The sequence below is a fragment of the Photobacterium sp. 53610 genome (assembly GCF_036409375.1).
Lineage (GTDB): Bacteria > Pseudomonadota > Gammaproteobacteria > Enterobacterales > Vibrionaceae > Photobacterium.
In genome coordinates this window covers 260,929-279,474 of record NZ_JAXOFS010000003.1, presented here as the reverse complement: position 1 = coordinate 279,474, position 18,546 = coordinate 260,929, and the positions used below count along the sequence as shown (strand labels likewise).

The following is an 18,546-nucleotide window of genomic DNA, read 5'->3' as shown; positions in this document are numbered from 1 at the left end:
GCTTATTCAGTCTTCACTTCCGGCTCTTTTTCTGCCGTCAGTGGATGGCGGTAACGCTCACCGGCTCGTTGCTCCAGAGCCCTGGAGACAAAATTACCGGAAGCTTCCTCCTGCTGAGTCCGGGCACTTGCCTGTCCATGCTTGTACCCCGCCTGATAAGCTTTGCAGATCTCACTGTCACTCTGCTGCTGGCAATGGCTGTAGTCCTCCGCCATTGCGCCGCTCGCCATCAGGCCAATTGTCAGAACGATCAATGGTCTCATACACACCTCCCTGTCCCGTTTATGATGATGTTTGGCTGTCCTTCACGACTTTTGCTGCTGGTAACGAGCGGGAAAGTAAGACATAACCCACAACCGCCGCAGTCGTAGAACCAATCAGAATGCCCAGCTTCGAATAAGTGATCATCTCTGCATCAAGGCCAGCGAATGCGAGCATTGAGATGAAGATTGACATCGTGAATCCGATACCGCACAGCACAGAGACTGCAAAGATCTGACCAAATCCAGTGCCTTCCGGCAAACGGGCGATCCCGGTTTTTACCGCCAGCCAGCTCGCGATAAAGATTCCCAGCGGTTTACCGACAAACAGACCCAGTGCAATTCCCAGTGGCAGCATTGCCGTCAGGCCATCAACAGAAACACCGGCCAGCGAAATACCTGCGTTAGCGAAAGCAAAAATTGGCAAAATCAAATACGCTACATAAGGGTGCAATGCATGCTCCATGGTCTTCAGCGGCGAAATGTCCTGCCCCTGCTTGTTCTGACCCTGAAGCGGGATTGCAAAGCCCAGCACAACACCCGCCAATGTCGCATGCACACCTGACTTCAGTACGCTTACCCAAAGCACAGCACCAACCAGAATGTACCAGAATAAGTTGGCCACATTACGGGCGTGCATGATAAAGAGCACAGCAGTTGCGGCAAAGGCAATTCCCAGGGCCATCGCAGACAAGTCACTGCTATAGAAAAGGGCAATAATGACAATCACCCCCAGGTCATCAATAATCGCCAGAGCAAGCAAGAAGACTTTCAGGCTGACCGGCACTCGGTTACCCAGCAATGCCATGATACCCAAAGCGAATGCAATATCCGTCGCAGCAGGGATCGCCCAGCCGCCAATCGCAACAGGATCAGCAAAATTGAATAGCACATAAATTAATGCCGGTGCGACCATGCCACCTAAAGCAGCCACTGCTGGGAAAATCGCTTTCTCTTTGGTATTCAGCGCACCTTCGATCAGCTCACGCTTGACCTCAAGGCCGATCACCAGAAAGAAAATCGCCATCAGACCGTCATTAATCCAGTGCTCAACTGACAGGCCAGCAATATAGCTATGAAGAGCACCTTCATAAACGGACTGTAACGGAGAGTTTGCAATCGTCATGGCAAGGGCAGCAGCAATTATCAACAAAATGCCGCCAGCAGACTCTAATTTAAAGAATTTCAGAATTACATCGGTCATTGACCGCAGCTCCTTACTACTCACTGTAAAATCACACTTTTATGTCAATGCGTGGTAAAAACAGTGTAGACGTCGACAGACACCTCTGTGAAATCGTTTGTTTAGAGCGAACAGCTCGGAAAAACCGATCTATCAGAAACAAAACACCGTAATACCCGCAGTATTTACTTACCTGCTCCCGCTCATCAGCGAATTATTTCAGGAAAACTACGGCTACAGAAATAGCGTTGTCGCATCTGTTCACAATTTTTCTCTCTGATGCTGAAGCAAGGAATACTTCTTATATCTGACTGGCGATCCCCATCTTTATCAATGCTTTATCGCATTTTTACAAGAATATGATCCTCCTCCCAGCTTGCCCTCAGCAACTCAAAGAACGGATAATCTTGTGAATGACTTTTTTGTGTCATATTTCTGAAATATTCGTTCTCTACCATCGCGGCAACTTTCAAGAAACTGAAACCAAAATGACATCACAATGTCACGGAGAACAGATTATGACTACCCAAGCCACCACAGCTGAGCCAATGCAAAGCTCCATGCGATGGGTTCGCTGGGCCAACCTGGTTTTCATGCTGTACCTGCTGCTTGTTGCCGTATCCATGGTCAGTAGCGGCTTCAAATGGTCCGTCGGTGAACAAGCCAAAACCCTATTTGAATTTGCCTCACACCCAATTGCAGGCCTGATGATCGGTCTGGTAGCCACCTCTCTAATCCAGTCTTCCAGTACCGTCACCTCCATCATTGTGGGCCTGGTTGCCGGTGGTTTACCGGTGGAAACCGCAATCCCGATGATCATGGGTGCCAATATTGGTACGACCATGACCAACACACTGGTCAGCCTGGGTCATGCCCGCTGCAAAGAAGAGTTTCAGCGTGCTTTTTCTGCCGCGACTGTCCACGATTTCTTTAACCTGCTCGCCGTCTTGATCTTCCTGCCTCTGGAAATGATGTTTGGTCTGCTGGAAAAAGTCTCAGCCTGGCTGGTATCGCCGCTGATGTCGACTGGCGACATGAGCATGAAAGGCCTGAACTTTATCAAGCCACTGACCAAACCCGTCGTCCATGCAGTGCAAGCACCGCTGGAATCTTTGGGAACCATGGGCGGTATCGTGATGATTGCTCTGGGCATTGCCCTGATCTTTCTGGCAATTACCGTTATGGGTAAACTGATGCGCAGCCTGATGGTCGGCCGTGCCCGTGAAATCCTGAAAAGTGCGATCGGCCGTGGCCCGGTTCACGGTATCGTGTCAGGCACAGTCGTCACCGTCCTGGTACAGTCGTCTTCAACCACCACCAGCCTGATGGTGCCGCTGGTTGGCACCGGGGTGCTGAAGGTCCGTGATGTATATCCTTTTACACTGGGCGCAAACATCGGCACCTGCATCACGGCCCTGCTGGCTGCTACGGCGATTTCCGGTGACCACGCTGTATTTGCCCTGCAAATTGCACTGGTGCACCTGAGCTTCAATGTGATGGCAACCCTGCTGATTTTCGGCCTGCCGTTTCTGCGCGAACTGCCACTCAAATGTGCTTTCTTCCTGGGCGAGATGGCCGTAAAGAGCAAAGCCGCAGTTGCAGCCTATCTGGGACTGGTCTTTATCCTGATTCCAGGCGGTATTCTGGCTTTCACCGCCTGATCCATTGCACACATACCATCGCAACAAAAAAGCCCCATCTCGAAAGAGCGGGGCTTTTTTATCACTTGATTTGTTCAATCACACCGAGAAAGGATACTGGATCGGATCGTGGTGCTGATAGCCTTCCACTTGAAAATCATCCAGCGTAACCCAGGTTTCCAGATCTTCCAGCGTCTGAATCTCCGGGTTGATGATCAGGCGTGGTGACGGGAAAGGCTCACGCTTCAGCTGTACATCACACATCAGTGCCAGCTGATCTTCATAAATATGTGCATTCACAATCTTGTGATACGCCTTACCCGCCTTATGGCCAGTGATCTGCGCCATCAGTGCCAGCAATGTAAAGACCTGAATCTGATTAAAGTTCAGTCCTAAAGGCACGTCACAGGATCGCTGGTAGCTGGTCAGATAAAGCGTATCGCCCAGCAGCGAAAACGTGTGTGTGTGCATACACGGACGCAGACAGCCCATCTCAAACTCACCCGGGTTGTAAAAGGTCAGGATTTCACCGCGATCATCAATACCGCGACTCAGGTTCTCTGCAATTTTTCGCAATTGGTCTAATGTACTGCCATCAGGTTTACGCCAGCTGCGCCCCTGCACACCATAGACACGTCCCATATCATCCGTACCTTTTCGGTGCTGATTATTCAGCCAGGCCTGATTATCATTGGCATTGGCATCCCAGGTTTTGGTACCTAGTGCGCGGAAATCCGCCGCATTGTCATAGCCGCGAATATAACCGAGCAATTCAGCAATTGCCGCTTTCCAGAAGCTTTTCCGGGTCGTGATCAGGGGAAACTGATTATTGGCTACATCATAGGTCAGATCGGCATTGATCAGTGTCAGACAACGTTTACCGGTACGTTCATTTTCAACCCACTCGCCCTCGTCAATAATCCGCTGGCATAAATCTAAATACTGTTTCATTGACTCTCTTGACCTGAATTGGCAGGAAATACTCTGGCGGCAAGCATAACACAAAAAAGGCAGCCTTTTGGCTGCCTGTTCATGTCTTCAATGCGGTTAAGCGGTACGATGATGGCCTGCCCTTTTGTAGGCCCAGACCATCAACAGAATACCGCCAAACACCATCGGCAGAGACAGTATTTGTCCCATGCTGATCCAGCCTCCAAACAGGCCGAGTTGTGCATCCGGCTCGCGGCAGTATTCCACCAGGAAACGGAAACTCCCGTATCCCAGCAGGAACAGACCAGATACCGCTCCGGCCGGACGCGGTTTCCGAATGAAGATATTAAGGATAATCAGCAGGACCACCCCTTCCAGGAAAAACTCGTATAACTGAGACGGATGGCGCGGCAGCGGTCCGCCAGTCGGGAACACCATGGCCCAGGGGACATCCGTAACCCGGCCCCAGAGTTCTCCGTTGATAAAATTCCCCAGCCGGCCTGCGCCCAATCCGAACGGTACCAACGGTGCAACAAAATCAGCCACATCAAAGAAACGGCGGCCATTTCTGTGGGCATACCAGAGCATGGCTGTCATCACACCCAGCAATCCGCCGTGGAAGGACATCCCGCCGGTCCATACTTTGAAAAGATACAGCGGGTCAGCCAGAAACATCTCGAAGTTATAAAACAGTACGTAGCCAACCCGGCCACCAATCACAACCCCTAAGAAACCGAAAAACAGCAGGTCACTCACCTGGTCACGTGTCCAGCCGCTGCCGGATTTATCTGCCCGGCGGTTCGCCAGCCAGAGCGCAAACATGAAACCCAGCAGGTACATCAGACCGTACCAGCGTACAGCCAGCGGGCCGATTTCAATCAGAACCGGATCAAAATTAGGAAACGTCAGATAGCCTTGACTCATTCAAAACATACTCTTGGTTAATCAATGAAAGCAGCACTCGTGAACGGTCATGCTCGCGGGTGCTCTCATGCCAATCCACAGACAGGCTTACTCTAAAACAACATCTTGCCGCCAATAAATAACAAGAAGATGGCAAATATTTTCTTCAGGGTCTGCGTCGGTAAACTGCTGACCATTCGGGCGCCGAACCGGGTTGTCAGCACCGAGGTACACACCACCCCCAGCAGCGCAGGCAAATACACATACCCCACACTATAAGGCGGCAAAGAGGAATCTCCGCTGCCGGCGACAATAAAGCCCGCCATACCGGCTACCGCTATAATGGAGCCGCAAAACGCCGCCGTCCCGATAGCACGCCGCATTTCCACACCATACCAGCTCAGATATGGCACGGTCAGCGAGCCACCGCCAATCCCGGCCAGACTGGCAACCAATCCAATGATGCTGCCACTGCCGACAATTTTTGTCCCACCAGGTAAAGGATGACGTCCTGAAACTTTCAGCGATAACAGCATTTGCAACGCTAACAGCAGCACAATACCAGCAAATATCTTTGGCAGCCAAACTGTTGGTACCCATTCCGCGACTGCGCTGCCAGCCAGTCCGCCCAAAATCATCCCCGGTGCCAGTAATTTGACCAGTGAAATATCCACATTTCCCAACCGGAGGTGGCTTCGGGCTGAAGAACCTGAAGTCAGTACGATACAGGCCAGTGAGGTCGCCAGTGCAATATGCATGACTAACTCTGTGTCAATCCCGATATGAGGCAGTAACCAGACCAATGCAGGTACAATCAGCAAACCTCCGCCTATCCCCAGCAACCCGGCCAGAAGACCAACCACAGCTCCCAACCCCAAACACATCAGGATCAGCCACAACATCTCTGGCATCAATTATTTCCCTGCACGGATAAAACCACCCATACCACGCTGTTCAACGAAGGATGTCGCCATCTTACGCACATCCTGACCAAAGGTCGCCGTCAGTGCCTGAGCTGCCAGTTGCTCCATATCACTGAGTGCCGTATGACGCAGAACATATTTAATTTTGGCAACGTTCCGGGTATTCATACTCAGAGAGCGGTACCCCATACCAACCAGCAGCAACGCACCAAGCGGGTCCCCCGCCAGCTCACCACAGACACTCACAGGCATGGCCAGCGACTCGCTGACGCTCTGAATATGTTTCAGTGCCTGCATGACAGCAGGGTGGAAAGCATCATAGACATTCGCGACCCGTGAATTGTTCCGGTCAACGGCCAATAAATACTGAGTTAAGTCATTACTGCCCACCGAAATAAAATCCACCCGGTCTTTCAAAGCCGGCAGCTGATAGAGAATGGAAGGGACTTCAATCATGATCCCCAGCTTCGGTCTGCGCAAACTTTTTCCCTGACTTTCAGCAAACGCGGACACTTCTTCAAACGCTCTCTCAATCAAGGCTTTGGATTCATCCAGCTCCGGGATCCCGGAGATCATGGGCAACAGGATATCCATGTTGTCGAGACCAATACTCGCCTTGAGCATCGCTCTGACCTGCATCAGAAAAATTTCCGGGTGATCCAGCGTGAAGCGGATGCCACGCCATCCCAGAAAAGGATTGTCTTCTTCAATGGTGAGATAAGGGAGCGGCTTGTCACCACCAATATCCAGTGTACGCATCACCACGGATTTATTCGGGTAAGACGTCAGGATGGCACGGTACTGAGCCGCCTGTTCTTCTTCGGAAGGAAAACTGCGCTGCAGCAGAAACGGCACTTCAGTCCGGTAGAGACCGACCCCATCCACGCCCTTATTCACCGCAATATTGGTATCAGCACTCAGCCCGGCGTTGAGATACAGAAAAATTCTTTCCTGATCTGCCGTGACTGCCGCTTTATCGAGATCCTGCTCGACCAGTGCGGTCAGCTCGTTTTCTTCTCGCAGTAGTCGTTTGTACTCGGCCAGAACCTGCCTGTTCGGCTCGATCAGCAGGTCGCCCCGGTAGCCATCCACAACCACCAGCGTGTTATGAACTTTTTCAGGAATAAAATCGACCCCCATGATCGCCGGAATCCCCAGGGCACGGGATAATATTGCGGCATGGGAGTTTGCAGCACCTTCCTGCGCCACCACGGCAGCCAGCTTGTCTCTTGGAATGCTGGCCAGCATGGCGGCTGTCAGCTCTCGGGTAAGCAGAACAATCGGCGCATCCCACTGATGCTCGATCCCTTCCTCATTATGCAGAAAGAACAGTAAACGCTGCCCCAGCTCCCGGATATCATGCGCACGTTCCCGCAGATAATCATCTTTCATATTGGCAAAACGTGCGGAATACGTTTCCACGGTCTGCCGGACAGCCCACTCTGCCTGATCACCGCCTGCAACTTTGGAGAAAAGATCTTTCCGCAGCATCGGATCGTTCAGCAAGTGGCTGAACAGATCAAAAATCGCCAGAGTTTCTTTGTGAAGTTCACTATCGAAGCGTTTGCGCAGGCGACGAAATTCATTACTGGCCATCTCAATGGCAATGCTCAATCGTTCCTGCTCGGCTTCCCGGTCCAGACAGGATGCCGGGCTCACCACTTCCAATCTTGGCTGGTTGTCGTCCCACCAGGCTTTTGCAACCGCAACGCCTGTGGATGCAGCGGATCCGGTCAGATGCAGGCCATCCCGTTGATCCGGCCACATCCCCTGTGCTTTTGCATGCGCCAGAATGACTGCCAGCTGTGCCGCCAGCGTCACCATGAAGGACTCTTCGCTTTCCGTGAATTCACGCTTTTCCCGCTGCTGAATCACCAGTACGCCAAGGACTTTACGCTGATGAATAATCGGTGTGCCGAAAAAGGAGCGGAAGGATTCTTCGTTGGTACCGGGGATATGCTTAAAATTGGGATGACTGCTGGCATCAGCCACGTTGACGGGTTCCGCCTGGCGGCCGACCAGACCAACCAGACCTTCATTAAAACTGAGCCCAACCTGATATGAGGGTTTGGTTAACCCTTGGGTCGCCATCAGCATATATTGCTGCCGATGCTCATCCACAATGTAGACAGAGCAACACTCCGTCTTCATTGCATCACAAATACTGACCACCAAGACATCCAACGCTTCGAGCAAGGTCGGCGCGCTGGCAACTTTCTCTACGATTTCTCTGAGCTGGGTCAGCATAAGCATTATGATCCCTTGGGTTAACCTCGCCTGTTTTTACGTTTCGATTTCCGTTCCTTACGTTCCTTAAACGGCATCGCCATCGCCGCGAATTCTTTCAGCGCCCGGCGATATACATCCCGTTTGAAGGACACAACCTGACGTACCGGATACCAGTAGCTGACCCAACGCCAGCCATCAAATTCCGGGGTGGTGCCACGCTGCATGTTCACCTTAGACTCATCGCACTCCAGACTCAGCAAAAACCACTTTTGCTTTTGCCCGATACAAACCGGTTTGGAGTCCCACCGGACCAGACGCTTCGGTAACTTGTATCTCAGCCAATGGCGGCTGGATGCCAAGATCCTGACGTCCTTTTTGGTCAGACCCACTTCCTCATACAGTTCACGGTACATGGCCTGTTCAGGAGTTTCCCCCTCATCGATACCGCCTTGCGGAAACTGCCAAGAGTGTTGTCCATATCGTCGAGCCCAAAATACCTGGCCATGGCTGTTACAGATAACTATCCCCACATTAGGGCGGTATCCATCGCCATCAATCACTGGACGACCTCAAGTAAAAATATCAATTAACAGTGATTTTTTCACAGAAATAGGCTCAGGGTAAACATTCATTGTCATCAATCACTGTTTTTTCCTACCTGGCACTCACTTTATGGATAACTTCTCACTGAACAGGAGGTTATAAACAGAGAAATGAGACCTCTCCCACATTTATTCACGCTTTCTGTGGATAGTTTTGTGTAGAAACTCTGTTATTGCTGATTTAATCAACAAAACCAAAACAAGCGGTTTCTTATTTCGGATACGAACAGAATAAATAATCACTTAAAAACCATTAACTTAAAATCAATTGTTACGTATATCTATGAGAACAGATTCAATCTTATTCAGCGGATCTTCAGCGGTGGTCAAAGATCAACCAACTTTACATTTATCCACAACTCAGGGAGGCACCTGGTGAAATAAACACCAGACCGTCGTTCAAATTCCACGCAATACCCTGTAAATCCATCCAGCTCAGAGAATATGCACTTTGTTCGAAAAATTACCTGTGGATATCTTTGGAGAAGATCTCCACCGTCGGGCTGATCTTTATCGCAAGCTCTCCCGGATCCTGATGATTGTGTTACCATACGCTGTTCTCTGATTGCCTGTACGACATACCTGCTAATGACGATGCCCCAAAATTCTCCCCCAACCTCTGAATCCGAGCTGCTGGCGCGGGCACAGGCACTTGCTGGTTACACGCTGGGAGAACTGGCCGAGCAGGCAGGACAAGTCACCCCACCGGATCTGCGTCGTGATAAAGGCTGGGTCGGCCAGCTTCTGGAATGGCATTTGGGTGCCACAGCCGGCAGTCAGCCTGTCCCCGACTTTACCGAGCTTGGTATTGAACTGAAAACGATCCCAATCAGTCACCAGGGGAAACCTCTGGAAACCACCTTTGTCTGCGTCGCCCCCCTGACAGGCCTGCATGGCGTCAGTTGGGAAAACAGTCATATCAGACTCAAACTGGCGCGGGTACTGTGGATTCCAGTCGAAGGTGAACGCGAAATTCCGCTGGCAGAACGCCATGTCGGCTCTCCTTTGCTCTGGAGCCCTTCAGCAGATGAAGAAGCTCGCCTGCGGCGCGACTGGGAAGAACTGATGGATCTGATCGTTCTGGGCAAAGTGGAACAAATCACCGCCCGGCATGGTGAAGTCCTGCAACTCCGGCCGAAAGCGGCCAACAGCAAAGCCCTGACAGAAGCCTATGGGGCCAACGGCCAGCCCATCAAAACCCTGCCACGCGGCTTTTATCTCAAAACACAATTTACTGCCGAACTGCTGGCCCGCCATTTCATGCTCTGACAGCCCGGAATTACAGGGGAATTGTCATCTCGTCCTGACAGCATTGTGGTTTGCCGTCCGGGGAAAATTCGTCATGCGGGTCGATCATTCGCAGCGTGATCGATTTCACGCCCAGCGGCCTCAAGAACTCCCTCACCTGCTCCATATTCTGAAAGTGCAGTGTATTATCGTCTTCATCTTTCAACGGCTCAAGGTGGTGCCTGTACTCGACTTCCATCAAATAATCCGCCTGACCGGCATAACTGGTCAGCACACATCTCGGCACATCTTCACCGGGCGACTTCACCCAGTGCTTGAATTGGGACAATTTCATGGCCACTCCTCAGTCAGGGAACTGATTTAACTATGTGCGAACATTGTCCGTTCAGCAAGGCGGCCGATTTGTTCCCGGCGCTCTAAGGTCAGGCTTGCATTATTGTCGCAACAAAACGACCGGTACATTTTGTGCTAACCCCCTATTTTCCTGCCGCTTTTCAGCCGCTACATCCTAGGTTATAGTCAAAGTGAATTTGCGGTCCAAGGAGGGCAAATGAAATACCATAAGATCCCCCATTCATCTCTCGAAGTCAGTCAGATTGGTCTGGGTACCATGACATTTGGTGAACAGAATACCGAAGCCGAAGCCCACAGCCAGCTCGACTTCGCTCTGGAGCGCGGTGTCAACCTGATCGATACTGCTGAAATGTATCCGGTACCGCCCAAAGCAGAAACACAGGGACTGACAGAATCCTATATTGGCAGCTGGCTGAAAAAATCCGGCAAGCGAGACAAAGTCATTCTTGCAACCAAGGTTGCGGGGCCGCGTAATGTGCCGCATATCCGAAATCAGATGGCGCTGGACTGGCGGAACATTCATGAAGCCGTTGAAAACAGCCTGGAACGACTGCAAACTGATTATATCGATCTCTATCAGTTACACTGGCCGCAGCGCGAAACAAACTGTTTTGGCAAGCTGAATTATCCTTACCCGGATGAAAATACTGGCGTCACTTTAACGGATTCACTGGAAGCACTGGCCGAACTGGTGCGTGCCGGTAAAATCCGTTATATCGGACTGTCAAATGAAACCCCGTGGGGCGTGATGTCCTTTTTACGTCTGGCAGAAAAACATGACCTGCCGCGGGTAGTCACCATCCAAAACCCATATAACTTGCTCAATCGCAGCTTTGAGGTCGGTCTTTCGGAAATCAGCCATTATGAGGGCGTGAAATTACTGGCTTATTCTCCGATGGCATTCGGAATTCTCAGTGGTAAATACCTCAATGGTCAAAAACCTGCAGGCGCCCGCTGTACGCTGTTCGAGCGCTTCGTCCGCTACTTTACCCCCCAAGGTGTTGCAGCAACGGAAGCTTATGTGAAAGTAGCGAAAAAGCATGGACTGGATCCGGCACAAATGGCGTTGGCTTTTGTGAATCAGCAACCGTTCAATGCGTCAACCCTGATTGGCGCGACGAATCTGACTCAGCTGGAGGCGAATATCGACAGTCTGTCGGTAGAACTCAATGCTGAAATTCTGGCAGATCTTGAGCAAGTTGGGCTCACTTATTCAAATCCTTGTCCGTAATTCCACTGAAGCCGAAAACAAAAGCCCCCGCTAAAACGGGGGCCGTTGGGTTCTTTCTGGCCTTACTCCGCAGAGTAAGGCCAGCGATTACGTCAGACTTCGCGACCGAAATGCTCGCCTGAGGTGACGGCTCTTACGCATGGCTCGTTGACCGGCCAGCGCTGAATCGACGCGCATATCTTTGTCAATTCCCATATCTTTCAGAATATGTGAAGACAGTTGAGGTAAATGAAACTGCATCCGTCGGTATTCGCGACGCCATGCTTCTTCTTCACGATGAAGATCAAGACGAATAAGTAAAACAGCAAAACGTAAATAGACTGATTGGCGCATGAGAGTGCTCTCCGTTGAATAAAACATGGAGGGACGCAAATACGACCGTTTTCAGGCTGACAACTGACTAGCCGCGACAGACGTATCCGCGGCCCATTTACACAGTGAATTACTGTAGAAAGTATTTAAGATCAGTGACCTGAGGTCAGTTGAGCTTAATGCTGATGGGAATTTCGATCCGAATCACCAGCAGGACGCAGACATTTTGTGTTGAATGTGCTCATTGTATGTTCCTCCTGGTTATAAGGTAGAATGATGTGATATGAAGCATATTCTTGCCCGATAATGCATCAAAAACAAGAAGTTATTTTGTTCTCTCTGATAAAAAGCCAAATAGTCGGATAATTATGCAATCTATCGCTGAGAATCAGAGGGAAACAACAGCGATAGATAAATTTTCAGGGTTTTCCTCTTACCGCAAATGATCTGCAACAACACCGAACCTGCTGTCAGGAAAGCACCATCGATTTCAGCATCGTACACAGCAATTTCCCGGCCGGACCAAGTGCATACCGGCTGCTCCAGGCGAGATCCACGGGCTGCTTCCATGCCTGCGCTTCAAATGCCGGTTCCAGCCGGACCAGCTGTCCGGTCAGCACTTTATCCCTGACCGTTTCTGCCGGCAGTACCGTCCAGCCAATCCCGCGCTGAATCAGCTCAATCGCCGACAGAATATGCTCGGTTCGCCAAATCGTATCAGAGACTCGCCACCCTTCGCTGTCCTGCCCGTAACGGCCCGTCAGCAACACCTGACGGTGCTGACGGAGATCAGCCCAGTCGACGGTCTTGAGCGCAGCAAGCGGATGGTCGCTGGCTGCCACACACCAGACCTCCACCTGCCCGAGGCCATGCACCGTGATCTCCGGATTCAGAAATGCCAGCTGTACCATGAGCGCCAGCTGAACCCTGCCGTCATGCAGTAACTTCATGACATCGCCTGTCCCAACCGTCAGGATTTCAACTTCCACCAGCGGATACCTAGCCTCAAACGCCTTCAGCACATCCGCCAGAGCCGGCAGCAATGCCATCGACTCCACACCCAGCGTTAATTTCGGTTCCACTCCCTGCTGGAAACTATCGGCGGCCACTTGCAGCTCACCGCACTGCGCCAGTACCCGACGGGCTTTCATCAACAACGCCTGCCCCTCAGAGGTCAGAACCGGCTTTTTGCCACTTCGGTCAAACAGTGCCAAGTGAAAGTCTGTCTCCAGATTTGAAATGGCCGTACTGATAACCGACTGCGCCTTGCCCATCTGCCGTGCTGCCGCCGAAAATGATCCGGTTTCTGCTGCGGCGACAAAAGCTCTGAGCTGTTCGAGTGAAAAATGCATCTCCGCCCCATCTATCTTTAAAAGCGATAGTTACTAACTTTTATCTATCAATATTCTGATTAGTATACGCATCAGAACGGTGATTCAAAATTGAGGTAACACACATGCGTACACATTGGGACAGAGTCCGCCACGCGATCGGATTTGAAGGCATCGCCCTGGTGCTGATCACTTTGGTACTCAGCTACGGATTCGGCTTTGAGATGGCCCATATCGGGATTCTGGGCGTTGTTTTTTCGGTCATTGCAACGGTCTGGAACTATGCCTATAACCTGTTGTTTGATCATGCCATGCTCAGATACAGCGGCCAGTTGCAGAAAAATACGAAACACCGCTTCGTGCATGCATTAGGATTTGAGCTCAGCCTGCTGTGGATCACCCTGCCCATCATGGCCTGGTGGCTGGACATCAGCCTCTGGGCGGCCCTGGTCATGGATCTGGGTTTGGTCGTGTTCTATCTGATTTATGCCTACCTCTACAGCCTGGCATACGACAGAGTATTCCCGTTACCAGAAACAGTCGGCACCTCTGCCTAGTCAGGAATTCTGACCCAGATCCCGCGGCGGCGGGATCAGGTCATGTTTATTCAGCAACCGGTACATCGTCGCCCGGGAAACCCCGAGTTCGCGGGCTGCCGCCGTGATCTGACCCCGGTTGTTTTCCAGAACGCTCAGCAGTGCACTGCGCTCCGACTCTTCACGGATTTTCTTGAGGCTTTGTTTATCATCCGACTGCCGGGGCAGTTCAAGGTGATCCGCTTCAATATTCTTTTGCTCGGTAAGCAATACGGCCCTTTTGATACGGCCGATCAGTTCCTGAACATTGCCCGGCCAGTTGTAGGTCATAATCGCCTGTCGGGCATCATCAGAAAAAGCTTTCACCCCGCAGTTATACTGCCGGGCATATTTCAGCAACAGCGCATTGGCTAAGGACAATAAGTCATCACCGCGTTCCCGCAGTGGCGGGACAGCCAGGCTGAGTACATTCAAACGATAAAACAGCTCCTTATTGAGCTGTCCTTCACTGACCAGTGTATCGAGCGGGTAATGCGTGGCGACAATGAGTCTGGGTTCAGCGGACACCACAGTGCCATTTTCTTTCGTGAAACGCCCTTCCTGAAGCCATTGCAATAATTCCTGCTGCCGAGCAGGTGCCAGCGAGGTCACCTCATTCAGAAACAGAACACCATCCTGTGCGGTAACGAAACAACATTCGGCAGGCAAACCATTGAGTGTCCAGTTCGCATTCACACCGGAACAGTTCACGGTCACAAACCGGCCCTTGGCCCGGGTTGAAGCCTGAAAGATGGCCTCCGCTACCATTTCCTTACCCGTTCCAATTTCGCCCTGAATCAGCACCGGCATATCTGCAGCAGCCAGACGTTTGACGTGTTGCAGCAACTTTTTCATCACCGGCGTATCACCCTGTACGCCCTGCTGACTGAACTGGCCGAGTTTGGGCCAGACCTTTCGCTCAAGCGTTAACATGCCGCGCTGGTGGCCAAGAGTTTTTAACAGTTGCGCTTCAGGAATGGGGGAAGTGAAGTAATCGAGACAGAAACTGACGATAAACTGGCAGACCGATTCAATATTCAGTTGTTCATCACGAACCAGCGCCAGCCAGCGTACCTGTTTATGGCGGTTCACCAGACCGGCGATGGCATTCAGGCTGAAATCATCGTGACTGAGGTCGACGACCCCGAGACACGGGCCGGTTTCGAGCAACAGCGTTTCGGCTGCCCTTAAGTCATGGCAATGGTGGCAAATCCACCCGACCTGCTCCAGAGCATGTAGCCAGGGAATTGTCTGCCCGCCAAGCAGGACTAACTCCCCGTGCCAGATTTCTTTGCTTGCACCCTGTCCCATTCGATCACCTATTCTGCCGAACACCGTACGAACACTGCGATGCTTTTTTCATCAAAAATGCAATTCGGTATTTCACAAGTATATGTGACGAAAACCTCACATAACAAAAATATCACCTTTTGCCTGAGCATCCGGTGATATTTTTTGGCTTTTCTTCAATCAGGTATGGGCAAGTGCCGTAAATCAGGATTTATTTGCGGCGCAGGTTTCCCGGGACACAGGGTCACTGACAAAACCACCAGCTCCCGTATACCAGAAGCGAACGCCCAGTCCCTGTTCAATGGCTTCTGCAAATTGCTCACACGCAGTATCCATCAATTCCGGCTTCACCTTGGACTGATCCATTCGCCATTGCCAGCGGGTACTGCGCAGCTGATGAATAACTGTTAACAACGAACGCTCGCTGTCAAAATGGAAAGTGCGGACTTCACCTCGGCTCCCTTCCGGCGGCCAATCATTGAGTGTTGCAAATCTCTCTTTCAGTTCTTCAGGCAAATTGCCTGAAAAATCTGTCGGAGGCGGCGTCAGTTCCGTCGAAACACAGCCACTGAGCATCAATCCAGCCAACACAGCGCATGCTACTTTTTTCATTCTTTTTCCTAAGGATTGTCCATCACCACAAAGGCTGAATTATGACATTAATTCCATAATTGATGCTATGCCTTCAGATAAAAAATGTTATATAAAACAGAAGTATGCTTGCCGGACTCAGATCATGTTCTGGCTGAGACAAAAAAAGCCACTTCCGGGGAAGTGGCTTTTCAGATTCAGAGCGATTCGCTATTACTGATTGTTCTGCGGGCGCATGGCCGGGAACAGAATCACATCACGAATCGTGTGGCTGTTGGTAAACAGCATCACCAGACGGTCAATCCCGATGCCCTGGCCAGCTGTTGGTGGCAGGCCATGCTCCAGCGCCGTAATGTAGTCAGCGTCATAGAACATCGCTTCATCATCACCGGCGTCTTTCGCATCCACCTGCGCTTTGAAGCGCTGGTCCTGATCTTCTGCATCGTTCAGCTCCGAGAAGCCGTTTGCCACTTCGCGGCCACCGATGAAGAACTCAAAACGGTCAGTGATGAACGGGTTTTCATCATTACGACGCGCCAGCGGAGAAATGTCTGCAGGATATTCTGTGATGAACGTTGGCTGCAGCAGTTTCGGCTCAGCAGTTTCACCGAAGATTTCTTCCAGCAGCTGACCACAAGTCCAGAACGACTCCACCTCAATGTGCAGCGATTTCGCAATGCTCACCATCAGGTCACGATCCTGAACCTGCTCATAAGTCAGACCCTGAATGGTTTCGTTGTTCGGGTTGTAGTGCTTGATCGCTTCCAGCATGCTCATGCGAGGATATGGACCTTTGAACTCAATGGTCTCATCACCGTATGGCAGACCTGTCGTACCGCACAGATCCAGCGCAATGGAGCTCAGCATCTCTTCGGTCAGGTCCATCAGATCACGATAGTCCGCATACGCCATATAGAATTCCATCATGGTGAATTCCGGGTTGTGGCGTGGAGACAGACCTTCGTTACGGAAGTTACGGTTGATTTCGAACACACGCTCAAAGCCACCCACAACCAGACGCTTGAGGTACAGCTCAGGCGCAACACGCAGATACATGTCGATGTCCAGCGCATTGTGATGCGTGATGAAAGGACGTGCAGTCGCACCGCCCGGGATCACGTGCATCATCGGTGTTTCTACTTCCATGAAGCCTTTGGTGGTCATGAACTGACGAATCGCGTTCACCACTTTCGAGCGCATCAGCATGGTGTTACGGGATTCTTCATTCACGATCAGATCCACATAACGCTGACGGTAGCGCATCTCCTGGTCGGTCAGACCGTGGAATTTTTCCGGCAGCGGACGCAGTGCTTTCGTCAGCAGCTGGTACTCATCCATATTGACGTACAGGTCGCCTTTACCGGATTTATGCAGCACACCTTTGATACCGATGATGTCACCGATATCCAGACCTGAATATTTTTCTTTCAGCTCTTTTTGTACATCTTTCGAAGCGTAAGCCTGAATACGGCCGGATACATCCTGAATGGCCAGGAATGGACCACGTTTGGCCATGATACGGCCAGCAATCGCAACCACTTGACCTGCTTCTTCCAGCTCTTCCTTGGTCTTTTCACCAAAAGCAGTCTGAAGATCGGCAGCCAGGCTGTCGCGGCGAAAATCGTTCGGGTGGCCGTTTGCTTTGCAATCCTGACGAATCTGTTCCAGTTTCGCGCGGCGCTCAGCAATCAGTTTGTTCTCGTCTTGTACTAGTTCAGTCATGGTTAACCTTAACAACAGTTCAGGGCCGGTATTACAGACCGGATTTCAGGCTTGCTTCAATGAAGCGGTCCAGGTCGCCGTCCAGCACCGCCTGGGTGTTGCGGTTTTCGACACCGGTACGCAGATCTTTGATTCGGGAATCATCCAGCACATAAGAGCGGATCTGGCTTCCCCAGCCGATATCAGACTTCGCATCTTCATTCGCCTGTTTCTCGGCGTTCTGCTTTTGCATTTCCAGTTCAAACAGCTTCGCTTTCAGCTGTTTCATGGCCTGATCTTTGTTCTTGTGCTGAGAACGGTCATTCTGGCACTGAACCACAGTATTGGTTGGTACGTGCGTAATCCGTACCGCAGATTCCGTGGTGTTAACGTGCTGACCACCCGCACCGGACGCACGGTAAACGTCGATACGCAGATCGGATGGATTGATATCGATATCAATATTGTCATCCACTTCCGGGTATACGAAAGCAGACGCAAAAGACGTATGACGACGGCCGCCTGAGTCAAACGGTGACTTACGGACCAGACGATGAACACCGGTTTCGGTGCGCAGCCAGCCGTATGCATATTCGCCGGTGATTTTCACCGTTGCCGATTTCAGACCCGCAACATCACCTTCAGAGACTTCAATCACTTCTGTCTTGAAACCCTTGGCTTCTGCCCAGCGCAGGTACATGCGCAGCATCATTGACGTCCAATCCTGTGCTTCGGTACCGCCTGAACCTGCCTGCAGGTCCACGTAACAGTCGGACGAATCGTGATCGCCAGCGAACATGCGGCGGAATTCCAGCTGCTCCAGCTTAGTGACCAGCTCATCCAGCTCAGGACCAATTTCGTCAAAGGTTTCCTGATCGTTCTCTTCAATCGCCAGCTCCAGCAGACCTTCAACGTCTTCAACGCCCTGGTCCAGCTGGTCGATGGTTTCTACCACCGCTTCCAGCGCTGCACGCTCTTTACCCAATGCCTGAGCACGCTCTGGCTCATTCCATACATCAGGTTGTTCTAATTCTGCATTGACTTCTTCCAGACGCTCTTTCTTAGCATCGTAGTCAAAGGTACCCCCTAAGGATGTCAGTCCGTGCAGACACATCCTCAAGACGGTTTTTAATTGGATTAACTTCGAACATTGCCACTCTTCTTAGCCTTTTCGCCGAAACGGACACAACCGGGGGATTTTAGCGAATTGCGGCAAGAATAAACAGAGGATCACAAAACTTAT

General features: G+C 51.2%; 18 protein-coding genes. 4 read left to right on the top strand and 14 right to left on the bottom strand.

What is annotated here, in order from left to right:
* Positions 1–2 precede the first annotated feature (2 nt).
* Entirely contained in the window at positions 3–263 is a 261-nt protein-coding gene (locus SPK40_RS11135; RefSeq protein WP_330960523.1) for a hypothetical protein, read from the bottom strand.
* Positions 264–282: 19 nt separating this feature from the next.
* The gene (gene nhaA, locus SPK40_RS11130) at positions 283–1,464 is read right to left on the bottom strand and encodes a Na+/H+ antiporter NhaA (RefSeq protein ID WP_248141345.1); all 1,182 of its coding nucleotides are present in this window, start codon (positions 1,462–1,464) and stop codon (positions 283–285) included.
* Positions 1,465–1,961: 497 nt separating this feature from the next.
* Here nhaA and SPK40_RS11125 point away from each other — a divergent pair, with 497 nt between their 5' ends.
* On the top strand, positions 1,962–3,104 hold the full coding sequence (locus SPK40_RS11125; RefSeq protein ID WP_248141346.1) for a Na/Pi symporter: 1,143 nt from the start codon (positions 1,962–1,964) through the stop codon (positions 3,102–3,104).
* 78 nt (positions 3,105–3,182) lie between these two features.
* Here the strand turns inward: SPK40_RS11125 and SPK40_RS11120 are convergent, their stop codons facing one another.
* The 5 genes from SPK40_RS11120 to rppH form a co-directional block, all read right to left on the bottom strand.
* The gene (locus tag SPK40_RS11120) at positions 3,183–4,034 is read right to left on the bottom strand and encodes a thymidylate synthase (protein WP_330960522.1); all 852 of its coding nucleotides are present in this window, start codon (positions 4,032–4,034) and stop codon (positions 3,183–3,185) included.
* Between the two features lie 96 nt (positions 4,035–4,130).
* Positions 4,131–4,937 carry a prolipoprotein diacylglyceryl transferase gene (gene lgt / locus SPK40_RS11115; RefSeq protein WP_248141348.1) on the bottom strand — a complete coding sequence of 269 codons (807 nt, stop codon included), beginning with the start codon at positions 4,935–4,937 and terminating at the stop codon, positions 4,131–4,133.
* 92 nt (positions 4,938–5,029) lie between these two features.
* On the bottom strand, positions 5,030–5,827 hold the full coding sequence (locus SPK40_RS11110; protein ID WP_248141349.1) for a sulfite exporter TauE/SafE family protein: 798 nt from the start codon (positions 5,825–5,827) through the stop codon (positions 5,030–5,032).
* Between the two features lie 3 nt (positions 5,828–5,830).
* Entirely contained in the window at positions 5,831–8,086 is a 2,256-nt protein-coding gene (gene ptsP / locus SPK40_RS11105; RefSeq protein ID WP_248141718.1) for a phosphoenolpyruvate--protein phosphotransferase, read from the bottom strand.
* A gap of 20 nt (positions 8,087–8,106) precedes the next feature.
* Positions 8,107–8,628, bottom strand: a complete 522-nt coding sequence (gene rppH, locus SPK40_RS11100) for an RNA pyrophosphohydrolase (RefSeq protein WP_036755242.1) — start codon at positions 8,626–8,628, stop codon at positions 8,107–8,109.
* A gap of 636 nt (positions 8,629–9,264) precedes the next feature.
* Between rppH and mutH the strand changes: the two genes are divergently transcribed.
* Positions 9,265–9,939, top strand: coding sequence for a DNA mismatch repair endonuclease MutH (mutH, locus tag SPK40_RS11095; RefSeq protein WP_442957566.1), 675 nt, complete (start codon positions 9,265–9,267; stop codon positions 9,937–9,939).
* Between the two features lie 10 nt (positions 9,940–9,949).
* On the opposite strand, the gene SPK40_RS11090 is transcribed toward mutH, so the two are convergent.
* Complete coding sequence (locus SPK40_RS11090; RefSeq protein ID WP_330960520.1) at positions 9,950–10,252, bottom strand: DUF6482 family protein; 303 nt, start codon at positions 10,250–10,252, stop codon at positions 9,950–9,952.
* A 216-nt stretch (positions 10,253–10,468) separates the two neighbouring features.
* Between SPK40_RS11090 and SPK40_RS11085 the strand changes: the two genes are divergently transcribed.
* Positions 10,469–11,503, top strand: a complete 1,035-nt coding sequence (locus tag SPK40_RS11085) for an NADP(H)-dependent aldo-keto reductase (RefSeq protein WP_248141352.1) — start codon at positions 10,469–10,471, stop codon at positions 11,501–11,503.
* Positions 11,504–11,590: 87 nt separating this feature from the next.
* Here the strand turns inward: SPK40_RS11085 and SPK40_RS11080 are convergent, their stop codons facing one another.
* Both SPK40_RS11080 and SPK40_RS11075 read right to left on the bottom strand, forming a co-directional pair.
* The gene (locus tag SPK40_RS11080; RefSeq protein ID WP_248141353.1) at positions 11,591–11,836 is read right to left on the bottom strand and encodes a hypothetical protein; all 246 of its coding nucleotides are present in this window, start codon (positions 11,834–11,836) and stop codon (positions 11,591–11,593) included.
* Positions 11,837–12,285: 449 nt separating this feature from the next.
* Positions 12,286–13,167, bottom strand: a complete 882-nt coding sequence (locus SPK40_RS11075) for a LysR family transcriptional regulator (protein ID WP_330960519.1) — start codon at positions 13,165–13,167, stop codon at positions 12,286–12,288.
* A gap of 104 nt (positions 13,168–13,271) precedes the next feature.
* On the opposite strand from SPK40_RS11075, the gene SPK40_RS11070 reads away from it, so the two are divergent.
* Positions 13,272–13,703: a PACE efflux transporter gene (locus tag SPK40_RS11070; RefSeq protein WP_330960518.1), complete on the top strand. Its 432-nt coding sequence runs from the start codon at positions 13,272–13,274 to the stop codon at positions 13,701–13,703.
* Here the strand turns inward: SPK40_RS11070 and SPK40_RS11065 are convergent, their stop codons facing one another.
* The 4 genes from SPK40_RS11065 to prfB all read right to left on the bottom strand — a co-directional run bounded on the left by SPK40_RS11065 (position 13,704) and on the right by prfB (position 18,454).
* Positions 13,704–15,032, bottom strand: a complete 1,329-nt coding sequence (locus tag SPK40_RS11065) for a sigma-54-dependent transcriptional regulator (RefSeq protein ID WP_248141356.1) — start codon at positions 15,030–15,032, stop codon at positions 13,704–13,706.
* A 183-nt stretch (positions 15,033–15,215) separates the two neighbouring features.
* Complete coding sequence (locus SPK40_RS11060; RefSeq protein WP_248141357.1) at positions 15,216–15,623, bottom strand: hypothetical protein; 408 nt, start codon at positions 15,621–15,623, stop codon at positions 15,216–15,218.
* Between the two features lie 192 nt (positions 15,624–15,815).
* Positions 15,816–17,324 (bottom strand): lysine--tRNA ligase, encoded by a 1,509-nt coding sequence (gene lysS / locus SPK40_RS11055; RefSeq protein WP_248141358.1) that lies wholly within the window; start codon positions 17,322–17,324, stop codon positions 15,816–15,818.
* A 31-nt stretch (positions 17,325–17,355) separates the two neighbouring features.
* Positions 17,356–18,454 (bottom strand): peptide chain release factor 2 gene (gene prfB, locus SPK40_RS11050; RefSeq protein ID WP_248141359.1). Its coding sequence is split into 2 segments (ribosomal slippage): positions 17,356–18,378 and positions 18,380–18,454, totalling 1,098 coding nucleotides; the frame shifts between segments, so codons are not numbered across the junction.
* Positions 18,455–18,546: the final 92 nt, after the last annotated feature.

Excerpts from the sequence above, each read along its gene's own strand:
- nhaA (WP_248141345.1), bottom strand. The coding sequence starts at position 1,464 with ATGACCGATGTAATTCTGAAATTCTTTAAATTAGAGTCTGCTGGCGGC.
- SPK40_RS11135 (WP_330960523.1), bottom strand. The coding sequence starts at position 263 with ATGAGACCATTGATCGTTCTGACAATTGGCCTGATGGCGAGCGGCGCA.
- lysS (WP_248141358.1), bottom strand. The coding sequence starts at position 17,324 with ATGACTGAACTAGTACAAGACGAGAACAAACTGATTGCTGAGCGCCGC.
- SPK40_RS11120 (WP_330960522.1), bottom strand. The coding sequence starts at position 4,034 with ATGAAACAGTATTTAGATTTATGCCAGCGGATTATTGACGAGGGCGAG.
- SPK40_RS11070 (WP_330960518.1), top strand. The coding sequence starts at position 13,272 with ATGCGTACACATTGGGACAGAGTCCGCCACGCGATCGGATTTGAAGGC.
- SPK40_RS11075 (WP_330960519.1), bottom strand. The coding sequence starts at position 13,167 with ATGCATTTTTCACTCGAACAGCTCAGAGCTTTTGTCGCCGCAGCAGAA.
- SPK40_RS11085 (WP_248141352.1), top strand. The coding sequence starts at position 10,469 with ATGAAATACCATAAGATCCCCCATTCATCTCTCGAAGTCAGTCAGATT.
- ptsP (WP_248141718.1), bottom strand. The coding sequence starts at position 8,086 with ATGCTGACCCAGCTCAGAGAAATCGTAGAGAAAGTTGCCAGCGCGCCG.
- SPK40_RS11065 (WP_248141356.1), bottom strand. The coding sequence starts at position 15,032 with ATGGGACAGGGTGCAAGCAAAGAAATCTGGCACGGGGAGTTAGTCCTG.
- lgt (WP_248141348.1), bottom strand. The coding sequence starts at position 4,937 with ATGAGTCAAGGCTATCTGACGTTTCCTAATTTTGATCCGGTTCTGATT.
- SPK40_RS11125 (WP_248141346.1), top strand. The coding sequence starts at position 1,962 with ATGACTACCCAAGCCACCACAGCTGAGCCAATGCAAAGCTCCATGCGA.
- mutH (WP_442957566.1), top strand. The coding sequence starts at position 9,265 with ATGCCCCAAAATTCTCCCCCAACCTCTGAATCCGAGCTGCTGGCGCGG.
- SPK40_RS11060 (WP_248141357.1), bottom strand. The coding sequence starts at position 15,623 with ATGAAAAAAGTAGCATGCGCTGTGTTGGCTGGATTGATGCTCAGTGGC.
- SPK40_RS11110 (WP_248141349.1), bottom strand. The coding sequence starts at position 5,827 with ATGCCAGAGATGTTGTGGCTGATCCTGATGTGTTTGGGGTTGGGAGCT.
- SPK40_RS11090 (WP_330960520.1), bottom strand. The coding sequence starts at position 10,252 with ATGAAATTGTCCCAATTCAAGCACTGGGTGAAGTCGCCCGGTGAAGAT.
- SPK40_RS11080 (WP_248141353.1), bottom strand. The coding sequence starts at position 11,836 with ATGCGCCAATCAGTCTATTTACGTTTTGCTGTTTTACTTATTCGTCTT.